The sequence below is a fragment of the Aureimonas phyllosphaerae genome, assembly GCF_047943035.1.
Classification (GTDB): domain Bacteria; phylum Pseudomonadota; class Alphaproteobacteria; order Rhizobiales; family Rhizobiaceae; genus Aureimonas; species Aureimonas phyllosphaerae.
The window spans coordinates 546397-561235 of the sequence record NZ_CP181348.1 but is presented as its reverse complement, the minus strand read 5'-3'; the positions used below and the strand labels follow the sequence as shown (position 1 = coordinate 561235).

Below are 14839 nucleotides of genomic sequence, written 5' to 3'. Positions count from 1 at the left end.
GCGCCAAGGGAGCGGCGCCCCAAAGAAGCTTCGTCGGACTTCCCGAATCGGGCCGGCCGCGCCACGTCCGACGACATCTCCGATCGACGCCGCCCGTCGCTTGAGCGCTTCGCTTCAGCCGCCGATTCCTGCCTCCCAAGCCCCGCCCAGCAGCCCTTCCAGTGTCAACCTTAACGTTGGACGCGTCCGCCACCAGCGGAGCGTGCAGGCGTTCGTCCTCGAAGCGTGCGCATGGACCAGTGCCTGCGGACCTTTACGACTCACCGATCCCACACGGTCTCGTGCCGCGCAATCGGGCTTCCCGAGTGCCGTCGCCGCTCAGGTCGAGCGCCCGCACGCCCTGAAAGGACGCCGCTCCCGGCGGACGATGCCATGATTTCAGGCGCTTGACGTGTTTGCGCAGTCTTCGGCATCGCGGGTTTCCCGGTCGCCGACCGGCACCGCCGAACCCGCCTCCTGCCCGTTCCCCTGTTTCCGTAGCGTCGTTTCGCAAATCGACGGGAAGCGCCACATGTCAATTGTGTAAAATTTTATAATTATAGCTTTCGAAGCATCCGTTTCCAATTTAGATAAATGCAAATCCTAATAAGAAAAGTTCATCGTCTTTCATATTGACGCGAGTCGATGGCGTCCGTTATGAACAACCTTGGATTAATAAACCGTTAGCCATTATCAACTGTTAAAACTGATCGGGTTGGTGAAGCGTCATGTTTGGAAGCACGATTAACTTAGGTAAGCGCGTCTTCGTTAACGGCTCCTGGTGGGATGACAATTTCACCTACAACATGACGAACTCGCAGTCGAAGAAGTACAGTATCGACGGCGGCTGGGGCTGCGATACGCTGACCCTCGAGTTCACGCGCGAACAGTGGATGTCGAGCACGGTCCAGTCCGACATGGCGCGGCTCAAGAGCTATCTGGATAGCTCGTACAGCTGCAAAAGCTTCTCGTTCAACAACTTCAACCTCGACATCGACAGTATCGAGAAGGCCAAGATCATCGTGGACGGCCGCGAGCTCTCGCTCGCCGACGACGCCGTCCGGGCGCGTGACGACAGCTTCACCGTGACGGAAAACACGTCGGTGCGCGGCTCCGTCGTCGCCAACGACTCCGTGCCCGATCTGGTCCGCAACGTCGTGCTTCTCGACAAGCCCAGCGCCGGCCAGCTCAACTTCCAGACGGACGGCACGTTCGAGTTCACGGCCGGCAACAGCTTCGACTACCTTCGGGCGGGCGAGAAGACGACCGTCTACTTCTCCTACAAGGTGACGGACGCGGACGGCGACTGCGACGTCGCGAAGGTCGCCATCACCGTGGTCGGCACCAACGACGCGGCGGTCATCGGCAACGTGACCAACGCCATCGTCGTCGAGGACAAGAACGTCGCCGACGGCAACCTGGTCGCCAAGGGCAAGATCTCGATCTCGGATCTCGACCAGTGCGAGGCGGAGTTCTCGACCGCCGTCACCGGCGCTTCCGGTAACGTCGGAACCTTGGTGCTCAAGGCGAACGGCGAATACGCCTACTCGGTGAAGAACGTGCAGGTCCAATATCTGGCGGAAGGCCAGGTCAAGGTCGACAGCTTCACCATCAAGTCCGTCGACGGCACGACCAAGATGGTCGAGTTTAAGGTCGTCGGCACCAACGACGCTGCGATCATCGGCAATGCGTCCGCCACGCTCGTTGAAGACAAGGACGTCGTCGACGGCAACCTGGTCTCCAAGGGCACGATCTCGATCTCGGACGTCGATCAGGGCGAAGCGGCGTTCTCGACCGTCGTGACCGGCGCCTCCGGCAATCTCGGAAGCTTGGTCCTCGAGGCGAACGGCGAGTACGACTACGCCGTGAAGAACGCGCTGGTCCAGCATCTGGCGGAAGGCGAGGTGAAGGTCGACAGCTTCACCGTCACGTCCGTGGACGGCACTACGAAGGTGGTCGAGTTCAAGATCGTCGGCACCAACGACGCGCCCGTCGCCAAGGACGACGCGTTCACCGTCGCCGACGAGGGCCGCGTGACGCTCGACGTGCTCGCCAACGACACCAACATCGACGGCGGCCCCCTCGCGGTCCAGATTCTGTCGCAGCCCAAGGAAGGCACGATCAGCATCGACGCGTCGGGCCGAGTCGTGTTCGACCCCGGCACGACCTTCGCCAAGCTCTCGACCGGCCAGGCCGCGGACGTCTCGTTCGACTACAAGGTAGCCGACGGCTTCGGGGGCACGAGCACTGCGACCGCGACCATCCATGTCGAGGGCGCCGGCCTCTTCGTCTCCCCGCTCCAGACCCAGTTCCAGACCGTCGCCCTCAAGAGCGGCGCGCCGACGACGCTGTCGATGACGGGACCCGCGCAGACCGGCTTCGTCGATGGTAAGATTGATCTCGATCTGAGCCTCGGCGCTGTTGGAAGCGTGAAGAAGAACTTCTTCTACGTCGTCGACATCTCCGGCAGCACCAATGACAAGTTCGGCGGCACGGCCGTCGGCGACCTCAATGGAAAGGGCGGGGCCAACACGATCCTAGATGCCGAGATCGACGGTCTTCTCAAGCTGAACAAGCTGATCACCGACAGCGGCTACAACCCGGACGACGTGACGATCACCGTCGTGCCATTCAACTCGAAGGCCGATCCGGCCGACTGGGTAAGCTCCGGCCCGACCCCCAACCTTAAGACGACCACCTTTGACCTCGGCAGCGCGTCGATCGACAACTTCCTGCGCTCGCTCGATAACGGCGGCGGCACGAACTACGAGGAAGCGCTTCAGGCCGTGATCGACCGCCTGAAGATTCTGGACCCGCACAAGACGGAAGGGAACTACGTCTACTTCCTTTCGGACGGCGCGCCGAACCCGGTCAACAGCTTCGCCGACGAGGCGGCGATCCTGAAGAACGACTACCGTGCCCAGATCTCGGCGATCGGCCTCGGACCCACCGTGCCGCTCCAGTATCTCGACATCATCGACAATACCGACGGCGCGGAACGGGTCACGTCCACGGACCAGTTCAGCTCCACCATCATGAGGCCGCTTCTGTCGCGCGCCGACGTGATCGACGTCGACATCTTCGTCAACGGCGTCGAGATCAGCGACCTGGGCATCGATCGCTTCGTCCAGACGCCGAACGGCCTGGCCATCCGCTTCGACGTGGCGAGCCTCAAGCCGATCCTCGGCGACACGAACAAGGTCTTTGCGGAGGTCGAGTTCTCCGACCACACGATCATCAGCACCGAGCTCGTGATCGACGGCGTCCTGCCGACGACGACGACCGACTTCCTCATCTGAGGACCACCCGTCGATCCTGAAGGCTGCAGGTCCAACGTCCGGCGAAGGCCGGGCGTCGGACGTCTGCGTTTGGAACGGGCGGCCGTCGCCAGATCCGTTCCGGGACACGGTCGATCGCATCGATCGTCGCCCGCTTCGGCGCCTTGGACTAGAAGCGCGAAACCGCTCCGCCTTCAAAGGTTCTTCGGTGCCGCCTTCCTGGATATGCGCTGGGCGAGGGCCAGTCGTGCCCGCTGCTTTAGGGCCTGAAGCGCGTCCTCGCGTCTCATATAATGCCGCAGCGTCAGGACGGCGTGCCGAATCGTCGCCGTCATGTGGCGCGCCTGCGCCCACGCCATCGCCACCCGCCGATTGCCGATCCTGGGCCGGGCGGGTTCGTAGCCGAGCCCGGCCATTTCCGCTTGGCAGATCATCTCGATGACGAAGACGTCGCGCGGCGACAGCTCGTCGGACCAGCCGTCAACCCGGTCGCGCATGAAGGGCTTGTGGATGTTCTGGTGAAGCTTGGCGTCGATGGCGGCGGTGGCATAGGCGTTCAAGCGCTGCGCCGCGTCCGGCTCCTCGGCTGACAGGTTGAGATAGGCCTCCAGCCGGGCGGCTACCGTGGGCAAGTCGGCGCCGAGCGACTCGTAGCCGATCGTCAGGACCGGGGCGGACCCGGCCAGCGTCTCGACCTGCCGGATGTAGCGGCGCCAGTGTCGCGCCGCGTGCACCGCGCTTCCCCGCGCCATGTCGAAGCCCGGCTTTTCGGGCACGGGCGTGCGGAGCATCGAACTCGCCACCGCGCGGGGATCGCGCACGACATGGATGAACTTGATGCCGGGAAAGGCGTTGACGAGCGCGCCGGCCATCCCAAGCAGTGTTTCCAGCTTGAACAGCACGACGCGATGAGGGCGCCCGCCCCGCATGGCGCCCGCCAGGGCGTCGAAGAGGGCGCCGAGGTCGTCGGACGAATTGGTCTCGCAGACGGCCTTCAGTTCGGCGTCCGGAATGCCGAGCGCCTCGATCCGCGGATCGCGCCGGATCAGCTCATGCAGCGCCTGGCCGGTCACGCTGTGTCCGCGCGAGCGAAGGGCCAGTAGATGAAGCGGGAACGACAGTTCCGGGAACATGCACGCTCCGGGAAAACGCTCGCTAACAAGTCGCGAGAAAAGCGTCGATCCCGAGCGATTGACGTAGAGGACCGTGATGAACTGCGTGCCGCGACCGTGGCCGTCGGATTCCGGCATGACGCCCCTTTTCGTTTCGCTGAAAGCGGGCTGGGCTCTCGCGCCGAGCATGCATCTTTCCAGCGGCGATGAAAGGCCCGCGAGGGCTTTTTCAAAGGGCGATGCGGGGACCGGCGGCTTCCGAGCCCTGCGTCCCATGACGGGCGCGGCCCCCTGCCGTCTCTTCCGCTGGCCTGGGGCTGAAAGCCTCTCGGCCGAGTCGCGATCTCAGTAGAAGCCGACCGTCGGGGCCAAGGCCGGGGCGGGCGAAACGGGCACGGTGGCAGCGGTCGCCTGCCTGGAGGGGAGCAGCGCGTCGCGGATCGGATCGAGATCGACGATCGACAGCGCCTTCATCGTCGGCAGCATCCGGTTCTCGCCCTTGGTATTCTCGAACACTGGCGCTTCGAACGCCGGCGCGTCCGCGGGGTCGGAAGGTGTAGCGGCCGGAGGCGGTGGCTCGCTCGGGGCGGCCACCTGGGGCAGCGCGGGGCGAACCGGTGGCTCGCCGAGTTCCTCATGGGTGCTGCTCGCGATCTGGCAACCCGAGAGCGCGAGAACGCATAGAACGCCCAACAGTTCAACTCGCACGGTGCCCCCTTCGGTTTGCCGACCGCTCACTAGCGTGAACCTTGCGGAGCGTAAACCATAGGTCCTTGTCGCGAACAAGACGGCGGGCCGGCCCTGCCGAGCGTCATCGGCGTACCGCCCCCGATCCTTGCCGGCTCTTACGTCCGGCAAGTCATTATAAAGCTTCGGCCAGCTGGATGGCAGAGGCAACCTCTTTCGAAATTTGTGATTTCTATGACAGGAGGTTCGCATGACGCAGGCAATCCATCACGCGAGATCAGCCAAGCAGATTCACCAGCGCCGCCAGCACCGAGCGGCGAGGGGGCCGGCCAGGGGCTTGGCCACGGGGCTAGCCCTTTCCACCATCCTGTGGCTCACGGCTTTCGTCCTGTGGCTGCAGTTCGGAGCCTGAGGCGGGATCAAGCAGGAGTTTGTACTGCCAGTCTCCCCTGTGGTGGCGCCGGCGGCAGATGTCCGCCAGCCAGACCCGGCGATAGGGCCGCTGGGCGTCGCCGGTGAACGCCATCACCGGGAACCAGGCGAACCATGTCTCCCACGGAGCGACCGGGCGCAGATGAGATTTCAGCAACATGACGTGGCTCGGTAAGGGTGGCTTCCCGCAAGGCGACGATCGTGTCGGCCCCTAGCGAAGCGATGACGACGTCGCGAGGCATCGATCGAGCGGGCTCGACGATACCGTTCGTGAAACGAGCCGCTGTCAGGCGGCGCGCCGTTGCTGGTGTCGGAAGTTCTGAACGTAGTGATGTCCGGGCGAGGGGGCTTCGACCAGTTCGGTCACCGCTTCGACCGAGACGTCGGTAAAGACGCGCTCCTCGCCGCTGGACAGGCAAAGCCGAAGACGGCCGTCTTCCGGGCTGAAATAGATCGATTTGATCATGCGAGATCGAACGGCGATGGGAAGCATGGCGGACCCCGTTTATCGATGCGATCATGATAGGCGACGGGTGCTGACGAGCCGTCAGAGGGAAATCTAAAATTCGATGCAGTTGCCGGATCGTGTCCGCCGGCCGTGAAGGGCGTATGCCCGCAGGAAGAACGACGACGAAACCTGGGACTTTCGCGGACCGAGTTGGATGTCGCGTCCAAGGCTTTCCGGCCGGCGTCTGGAAAAGGGCCGTAGCCACCTGCCGGTGGTGCGTACGAACAGGGCGCCTGTCCGATGCGCCGTGCGCCCGCTCGAGGCGAGATCCAGGATATATTCGGCGCAGACATCTCGAACGAGACGGCATCGGGCTTTTCGTTCTCCGCCCGCCAGACGAGCTGGAAGAACGGGGCCAGGAAGGCCTGCCAGCCCGCCCCCGATACGGTCACGAGGAGGTGCCCCTTGTCGTCCGACAGGCCCTTCACGATCGTCGCGGGAAGCGGGCGGTTCTCCACCGTGAGGAAGAGCTGCTTGGCCGTTTCGTAGACCCGCACGAGCCGGGGGGATGCGTCACTCCTGCTCGATCTGGTTTGGCACGAAAAGGCGCGGAGTATGTTCGCGGTCGTCGTACTTCTGGTCCCAATTGCTCTCCTCGTAAAGCCTTTGGTCGATGGAAGTCGGCCTATGGATGGTGCGGCTCATCTCGTGCGTCCAAGCAAGTGGGAACGATGGATCTCTTCTGATCCGATCATTGTTACGCGAATTGATTTCGAACGACCTCCCCAGGTGTCGAGAATTGTCCATAAAATCCTGGCTCCCGATGTCCTCTTTTCGAGATCGCGTCGCGAAGCCCGAGCCGTTCGAACGCCGGCACCGGAGTGGCCGATCATCGAGACCGGCGGAGCACGGTCGGTTGACAAGAACCCCTTAGCCAAACAGTAAGCATCACATCGACGTGACGCGAGGTTGCCGTTTTGACCAGACCGTCTGATGCGCCTGCCCAGCCTGTGTCGAAGACAGTCTACGAATTGGACATCATCCGTTTCATCGCTGCCATGGCGGTGCTTTTCTACCATCTCGGCTTCAAGGCCTGATCGATAGCGAACTATGCGATCGGGGAGCAGATGGATGTGGCGTCATCCCTCCAGCCGTGGTGGTCCGTCTCGTGGTTCGGATGGGTGGGCGTCCAGGTCTTCTTCGTGCTGTCTGGCTTCGTGATCGCCTTCTCCAGCAAAGGCGCGTCGGTGGCGAGATTCGTTCGCAGCCGGGTGCTTCGGCTTGCCCCCGCCCTTTGGATCAGCATTCCGGTCTGCGCGATCGCGCTCGTCGCATGGGGAAGCCCGATCGCCAATGTCGTCTGGCTGGCGGCCAAGACGGCGGTTCTGGCGCCGAAGGGTCCCTGGATCGCCGGACAGATTTGGACGCTGGGGATCGAAGTCGTCTTCTACGCCGCGATCGCGTTTCTGCTCCTGGCGGATTCGTTCCGCCGCGTCCAACTCCTCGGCTGGGTGCTGGTCGGCGTCAGCGCGCTCTATTGGCTGGTGGTCGCCTCCGGCACCGTGGCCGATACGGCCGGACGGATCACGCAGCTTCTACTCCTCCAGCACGGCTGCTACTTCGCCCCCGGCCTCGCCATCTGGCTGATCAGCCGGCTCGGCGCGACCACCGGGCGCCTCCTGCTCTGCGCCCTCTGCGTCGCTACGGCCTGGTTCCAGATCGATGCGACGCTCGTCGCGGAACGGCCCAGCTATGGTCTGGGCGACCAGCCGCTCGTTCCCTTCCTGTGGTGGTTGGCGATGGTCCTGCCGATGGCGACCAGCGTGCGGTTCAATCCGGCCATCGTGCGTCTCGCGCCGAAGGCCGGCCCGACGATCCGGCTGCTCGGCATCATGACCTATCCGCTCTATCTGCTGCATTACCACGTCGGCGGCTCCGCGATGATCGCCGCGGACGAACTCGGGGCACCGCCCGCCATGGCCTTGCTCGCGGCCATCGTCTCGTCGCTGGCGGCGGCCTACGTGTCGGCGCAATGGCTCGAATCACGCGCCTACGGCATGCTCCGTGCCTGCCTGACCGCGCTCGGCAGATGGTCCGGTGCCCTGCCGCCCTCGTTGCGACGCTCCACCACCCGGCTCGCCGCCTGACGCGGATCCGGACCTCTGCGGCGGACGGCGGTCCTGATTGGGCGTTCGCGAGCTGTTGCAGATCGTTCGTGCTTGCAATATCGGCGGGTATATACGGATAGGGTACGCCGGCAAAGTGTTTGGCCGAACGCCGTGAAGAGTCCACTTATTCTCCTTCGAACAAATTGGTTTGCTCCTCCGGAAGGCTGAGGATATTTTGCAATGCAGCAACTGGCACGATTGGGAACCGGCTCGTTGCAGGTCTGGGGCCGGGGCGGCGCTTCCGTCCCAAGCCGACCGACCTGTCGGAAGTGGCGGGGTCGGGACGGCGCAAAACGGCTGCCGCCTTGCCGGACGGCACTGTTTCCCGTAACTTCCGAAATCCATAAGGATCGAGTGCGCCGCATGCGGGACGCCGGCAGTCGTTGAGCAAGGCCGAGACGGACCTGTCGGATCGCGCACCATCGGCCGATCTGCGTCGTACCGCGATCAGCGGCACGGCCTTCATCGCCGTCAGCCAGATCTGCAAGATCACGCTGCAATTCGCCACGCTTCTCGTCGTCTCGCGTCTCCTGAAGCCCGACGATTTCGGCGTGGTCGCCATGGTGATGCCGATCGTCGGCATCCTGCCGCTCCTCCAGGATTTCGGTCTCCAGCAGGCGCTGATCCAGGCGCATAGCGTCAGCGAAGCGCAGGTGAACCGGATCTTCTGGGTCAACGTCGCCATCGCGATCACAACGGGCGCGGTGCTCGTCGCCGCGGCACCCTTCGTGGCGAGGTTCTACGGAGAGCCGCGCGTCGAGCCTCTTCTGGCGCTCTGGGCGACCCCGGTCATGCTGACCTCGATCGGCATCCATCACGTCGGACTTCTTAATCGACATCTGCGGTTCCGCGCCATCGCGATGATCGAGATCGCGGTGTCCTTTGGAACGTCGATCGCCGCCATCGCGGGGGCGTTCCTGTTCGCCAACTATTGGGCGATGCTGGCGTCGACGACGGCCGGCGCGGTCCTGATGGTCCTCCTGGCATGGAACGCGACCCGGTGGGTTCCGGGCTCCCCCGTGCTGTCCGCCCAGATCGGCCATCTCATCCGCTTCGGAGCGGAGCTCACCGGCTCGGACGTCCTGCGCTACCTCTCCCGGAACGTCGGCAACGTCATCATCGCGACCGTCTTCGGCGCGACGAAGCTCGGCCTTTTCGATCTCTCCTACAAGCTCGTGCTCCTGCCGATCAGTCATGTGAACGGACCGATCGGGCGCGTCCTGCAGCCGCTGCTTGGGCGGATCCGCAACGAGCCGGAGCGCTATCAACGGGGCTATCTCCTAGTGGCCTCCGCCACCATCTGGACCATCGCGCCCGCGGTCGGCGCGCTCGCCTTCACAACCCCCGAATTCATCGACGTGGTTCTCGGCGACCAGTGGCACGGGGCCGGACCGGCTCTCTTCTGGCTGTCGGTCGCCGGCCTGTGCAATCCGCTCGTCCACACCACGATCTGGCTCTTCGTCACGCAGCATCGCACCCGCGACCTCCTGCGCTGGAGCCTTCTCAGCTCGGCGATGACCATCCTCTCCTTCGTGGCCGGCCTGCCTTGGGGCCTGCCGGGGGTCGCGGCCGGCTATGCGCTGAACATCGTCCTGTTGCAGACGCCGATCCTGTTCGCCTTCGTCGGCCGCCGGGGACCGGTTTCGGCCCGCGATCTATGGTCCATCCAGGCCCCCGTCTTCGTGGCCGCGGCGCTCACGTTCGGTCTGTCGATTGCCGGCAAAGCGCATCTGGGCATGCCGGCGATCGTGTGGATCGCCTCCGTCGCCCTGACGTCCTACGTCGTGCTCGGGGCCGTTCTCCTCTGCACGACCACCGGCCGGGAAAGGCTTCGGGCGCTCGCCGCCATCGGTGCGGCGTCGTTCTCGAACCTGGCCCGAAGCTGGCAATAGCGAGCGTCGTCCGCGGTGGATGATGACGCGTGCGCCGGGCCCCTCCGCCGTCGAAATCTCGTCCCGGACGCCCAGTGCCAAGTCAGCTTGTTAGCCGCGACGCACTGCGGTGTAAGGAAAATGCAAGATTCATTAAAGTCGTAGCGTTTCTGGCACAGAAAGCTTCAAGTATCTGCGGTTTCTTCGACTGAAGATTGTCTTTAGTTGTGGAGCATGGAATGGCCGCGACCTCGATCACTGATCCTCTTTACTCCCAGCAATGGCACCTGCGTGTCCTGGGGGGGAGCATCGAGAAGATCTGGAGCGAGTACACGGGCGCCGGCATTCATTCGGCGGTCTATGACGACGGTTTGCAGAAGAAGCACGAGGATCTGGCCGGCGGCTACGATGCGACCCACGAGATCCGCATCAACGGCGTCCTCGCCGATCCCGGCGCTCGTCCCGGCTTCCACGGAACGGCGGTTGCGGGTGTCATGGCCGCCCAGGTGAACGGCCTCGGCGGCGTCGGCGTCTCGCACGGCGTGTCGCTGACGGGCGTCGACATCTTCGGTGGCGTCGCGGGCGGCAACAACCTCGTCGCGGCGATGAACGAGACCTTCCGGTTCGACACCGTCAACATGTCGTGGGGCTGGAGCAAGCGTTACGAGGACAACGCGACCGCGGACGGCAGTTTCGGCAAGGCCTTCGTGTCCGCGCTCGAAAAGGGCGCGGTTGAAGGGCGCGAGGGCCTCGGGACCGTCCTCGTCAACTCGGCGGGCAACTACTGGACCTCGCAGCACCAAGAGACGAACAGCTCGGCCTTCAGCCAGAGCCGGCACACGATCACGGTGGGCGCGGTCGGACGCGACGGCGACGTTTCCGACTACAGCGCGCGCGGCGCGAGCCTCCTGGTCAGCGCGCCGTCCTCGGGCAGCGGCGGAGGTCTGGCGACCGCCGACTCGATGGGGCTGAGCGGCTTCAACGCCACCAACTACAACTCCTCGTTCGGAGGCACCTCAGCCGCGGCTCCGGTCGTGACCGGCGTCGTCAACCTGATGCTCGACGCGAACGACAAGCTCGGCTGGCGCGACGTCCAGAACATCCTGGCGATCACCGCGGACCATACCGGCAAGTCCGGCTTGGACGGCTCGGTGGTCGGGCGGATGCAGTTCGGCTGGACGATCAACGGCGCCGACAATGTCGACGGCGGCGGCCTCCACTACTCCAACGATGTCGGCTACGGCCGCGTCGACCTCTTCGAGGCGGTGCGCTACGCGGAAGTGTGGAACCGCTTCGCCGAAAGCCAGACCTCAGCGAACGAGATCCAGGTCTCTGCCGGCGGCAAGCTTCAGGACCTCTCGATTGGCAAGGCGCCGACCGAATTCACCTTCTCTGTCAACGACGACATCCTGCTCGAGCATGTCGATCTCAAGCTGACCCTCACCCACGGCAATGTCGCCGACCTGCAGATCGAGCTCGTCTCGCCGGACGGCACCACGACGGTGGTGCAGAGCGCCGGCGGAACCGGCGTGAAGGCGGTGGACTGGTCCTGGATCTTCGGATCGGACGCCTTGCGCGGCGAGAGCGCCAAGGGTGAATGGACGGTCCGCATCTCCGATCCGAACGGCGGCCCGACGGGCTCGGTCTCGGCCTTCGCATTCGATGCGTTCGGCAGCGCCAAGGGCGTCAACGACGTCTATCACTACACCAGCGATTTCCAGAAGGCCGCGGCCGCCGACGGCGACCGTGCCATGCTGCACGATGCCGACGGCGGCGTCGACTGGATCAACGCCTCGGGCCTCGTCACCAACTCGGTCATCGATCTCTCGGAGGGGGCGACGTCGAAGATCGGCGGGCGCACGCTCACGATCGCGGCCGGCACGGTGATGGAGAACGCCGTCACCGGCGACGGCGCCGACACGCTCAGGGGCAACGCCCACAACAACGTCCTCGTCGGCATGCGCGGCGACGACCAGCTGGAAGGGCTGGGCGGCGCCGACACGTTGGACGGCGGCGCCGGCTTCGACACGGCGAGCTACCTCTCATCCGGTCAGGGGGTGGACGTGCGCCTGGAGCGTCAGCTCCAGATCGGCGGAGACGCCGAGGGCGATGCCCTGATCTCGATCCAGGCCGTGATCGGATCGAAGTTCGATGACGTGCTGATGGGCGATGCCGGAGCCAACCGCCTGTCCGGCGAGGATGGCAACGACAGTCTTCACGGGGGTGACGGCAATGACGAGCTTCTGGGTGGGCGCGGCGACGACACGCTGAGCGGAGGCGGCGGCGAAGACGTCCTGACGGGCGGTGCGGGCAGCGACGTCTTCGTCTACGACAGCGCCAAGTTCGGCCGCGACACGATCACGGACTTCACAACGGGCACGGACAAGGTCGACCTTCGCGGCAGCGGCTACTCCTATTCAAGCTTCGTTTTCGAATGGGTGAGTTCGAACCTCTTCGCCTGGGTCGGATCGGTCGGCTCGCAGATCGGCATCCAGTTCACCAAGCTCGGCCGAGCGCTCACCGCGCTCGACTTCATCGACGACGATGTCAAGACGGGGCCGGACCATGCGACGTCTCCCGACACCGCCGCGCCCGGCGAGGAGAGCGCGAAGGACGACTCCCCCGTCTCCGGCGCGGAGCCGACCGAGCCGTCGGCGCCGGAAAATCCGGTGAAGGAGACGACGCCGCCCACCATCGAGGCTCCCAAGGAGGAGGAGGAAGCGCCGCCGGTCGTCTCCGCCCCGGCGCCCGGCAAGCGGCAGACGGTTTCGGCCATCGACCATCTGCTGGGTGCCCTCGACCAGCATCTGAGCCTGACCGGCGCGGCCGTCGCCGGCACGGGCAACGCCCTTGCCAACAAGATCGTTGGCAACGCTCGCGACAACATCCTGGTTGGCGGTGCGGGCAACGATACGCTGCTCGGCGGTGACGGCAACGACACGATCGACGGTGGCGACGGCAAGGATACGCTCGACGGCAATGCGGGCGCGGATCTCCTTCGCGGCGGTGCGGGAGCCGACAAGTATTTCGTCGATCACATCGGCGACGTCGTCGACGAGACCTTCGGTCAGGCGGTAGACGACGGCTCCATCGACATGGTGGTCGCATCGGTCGACTACACGCTCGGCCGCTTCGTCGAGACCCTCTCGCTTGCCGGCAACGCCGTGAAGGGCGTCGGCAACGAGCTGGACAACCGCATTGTCGGCAACGACCTGGGCAACGTTCTGATCGGCGGCGCCGGCGACGACACGATCGTGGGCAGCAACGGCCATGACGTCCTGCGCGGAGACGAGGGCAACGACCGCCTGAGCGGTGGCGCGGGCAACGACACGCTGGAAGGCGGCTCGGGCCTCGACACGCTGGACGGTGGAAACGGCGCCGACGTCATGCGGGGCGGCGCCGGCGCGGACAAGTATCTCGTCGACGACATCAACGACGTGGTGGACGAGACCTTCGGCCAGGCCGCGGACGATGGTGCGGTCGACACGGTGATCGCCACGGTCGACTACACGCTCGGCCGCTTCGTCGAGAACCTCACCCTGAAGGACGGGGCGGTGCGCGGTGCGGGCAACGAGCTTGCCAACAAGATCGTCGGCAACGAGCTGAACAACATCCTGATCGGCGGCGCGGGCAACGACACGCTGTCCGGCGGTGCCGGCAACGATCAGCTCCACGGCGGTGCGGGTCGCGACGTCCTGACGGGCGGCGCTGGTGCGGACTGGTTCGTCTTCGACAAGACCGCGCTCGGCGGTGCCGATAAGGTCACGGACTTCCGTAGCGCGGACGGCGACCGCATAGTGATCGTGGGAGCGGACTTCGGCCTGTCGACCCCCGCCCACGCCACCACCCTCGCGGCGGACCGCTTCCAGGTCGGCACGTCCGCCAGTCTCGGACATGCGCAGTTCCTGTTCGACGCCCGCACGGGAACGCTGAGCTGGGACGACGACGGGCGGGCCGGCGGCGCCGTCGCCATCGCAACGCTGGGCTCCGGCGCCAACCTGATGGGCTCGGACATTCTGGTGATCTGAGGCGCACCGGACGGATCGGCGCCGGGCGGGACCCCGCGCGAGGCACCGGTCCCGACCGGGATGAACGACACCTGGACGCGCCGCCACGGATCCCTCCGCTGGCGGCGCTTTCCTGATCCGGGTGCCGTCTCGAACGCCGTCCGCGAGGCGGCCGATCGGCCGGCGCAGGTCCGCGGGCCCCCGACGAGGCCTTCGCGGATGATCTCGACCGGCGAGCGTCCGGAAACCGACAAGGCACGGGCCTTACGCGCGGCACCTGTTCGTGCGGACCGCCCGGAGCACATCCGGCGAACGTGGGTTCGCCGGATGTGCTTTCCTCTTTTGCCGCATGATCCGGGCGTGACAGCCGACTCGGCTTTCACGGGAAATGCTCCGGGCCTCAGGCTCGCGACGCGGATAGGCGTGTATTCGACCAGGCGGCCGGGCCCCTCAATTCCAACACCTTGCGGAGCGCCCGGCGGTCCTATCGCCTCCGGTCCGGAGCCCACACGCTTCGTGTGCCTGTAGTGGCCAACGGCGCAGTGGCCGTTTTTCGGTTTCGGGAAAACGATCCGACGATCCGGTTAAGCCTTCTGGACCTTCGGCCTGCAAGCGGTCACAGCATCATGGAGGTTGTGTGCAGCATCGGCTATAAGCGTCTGCCGCTGTTCAACCACCTCTGCGGAACCCGATGCCCGTTTCTGGACTTCCCCTACCGGTTGCCCGCGAGCAGTCCGCCGCGCGCGCCCCTTTAAGCCGGCCGGCCCGCCGATCGGGTTTGGGCCGTCCGGCGGCCGCGCCCCCACGCGCCGCGCTTGCGGATCCGTCGCGCATCGCCGGGGCGGGTTCGGCGGCCG

10 protein-coding genes are annotated in these 14839 nt (G+C 65.2%); 4 read left to right on the top strand and 6 right to left on the bottom strand.

Annotated elements, in window-relative coordinates:
* Positions 1–707: 707 nt before the first annotated feature.
* Positions 708–3278 (top strand): VCBS domain-containing protein, encoded by a 2571-nt coding sequence (locus ACLNGM_RS02505; RefSeq protein ID WP_416357048.1) that lies wholly within the window; start codon positions 708–710, stop codon positions 3276–3278.
* Positions 3279–3451: 173 nt separating this feature from the next.
* Here the strand turns inward: ACLNGM_RS02505 and ACLNGM_RS02500 are convergent, their stop codons facing one another.
* From ACLNGM_RS02500 to ACLNGM_RS02475, 6 genes are all read right to left on the bottom strand, one after another.
* The gene (locus ACLNGM_RS02500) at positions 3452–4507 is read right to left on the bottom strand and encodes a sulfotransferase (RefSeq protein WP_416357047.1); all 1056 of its coding nucleotides are present in this window, start codon (positions 4505–4507) and stop codon (positions 3452–3454) included.
* A 207-nt stretch (positions 4508–4714) separates the two neighbouring features.
* Positions 4715–4885, bottom strand: coding sequence for a hypothetical protein (locus tag ACLNGM_RS02495; RefSeq protein ID WP_416357046.1), 171 nt, complete (start codon positions 4883–4885; stop codon positions 4715–4717).
* Positions 4886–5405: 520 nt separating this feature from the next.
* A complete protein-coding gene (locus ACLNGM_RS02490; RefSeq protein WP_416357045.1) occupies positions 5406–5648 on the bottom strand; it encodes a hypothetical protein in 243 nt (80 codons plus the stop codon).
* A 126-nt stretch (positions 5649–5774) separates the two neighbouring features.
* Positions 5775–5954 (bottom strand): KTSC domain-containing protein, encoded by a 180-nt coding sequence (locus ACLNGM_RS02485; RefSeq protein WP_416357044.1) that lies wholly within the window; start codon positions 5952–5954, stop codon positions 5775–5777.
* Positions 5951–6493, bottom strand: coding sequence for a hypothetical protein (locus ACLNGM_RS02480; RefSeq protein WP_416357043.1), 543 nt, complete (start codon positions 6491–6493; stop codon positions 5951–5953). The genes ACLNGM_RS02485 and ACLNGM_RS02480 overlap by 4 nt, the downstream gene beginning before the upstream one ends.
* Positions 6494–6509: 16 nt before the next feature.
* Positions 6510–6641, bottom strand: coding sequence for a hypothetical protein (locus tag ACLNGM_RS02475; protein WP_416357042.1), 132 nt, complete (start codon positions 6639–6641; stop codon positions 6510–6512).
* 428 nt (positions 6642–7069) lie between these two features.
* Between ACLNGM_RS02475 and ACLNGM_RS02470 the strand changes: the two genes are divergently transcribed.
* The 3 genes from ACLNGM_RS02470 to ACLNGM_RS02460 all read left to right on the top strand — a co-directional run bounded on the left by ACLNGM_RS02470 (position 7070) and on the right by ACLNGM_RS02460 (position 14003).
* Positions 7070–8083, top strand: a complete 1014-nt coding sequence (locus ACLNGM_RS02470) for an acyltransferase family protein (RefSeq protein WP_416357041.1) — start codon at positions 7070–7072, stop codon at positions 8081–8083.
* Between the two features lie 404 nt (positions 8084–8487).
* The gene (locus tag ACLNGM_RS02465) at positions 8488–9996 is read left to right on the top strand and encodes a lipopolysaccharide biosynthesis protein (RefSeq protein ID WP_416357040.1); all 1509 of its coding nucleotides are present in this window, start codon (positions 8488–8490) and stop codon (positions 9994–9996) included.
* Between the two features lie 218 nt (positions 9997–10214).
* Positions 10215–14003 carry a S8 family serine peptidase gene (locus tag ACLNGM_RS02460; protein ID WP_416357039.1) on the top strand — a complete coding sequence of 1263 codons (3789 nt, stop codon included), beginning with the start codon at positions 10215–10217 and terminating at the stop codon, positions 14001–14003.
* The last annotated feature ends 836 nt before the right edge of the window (positions 14004–14839 follow it).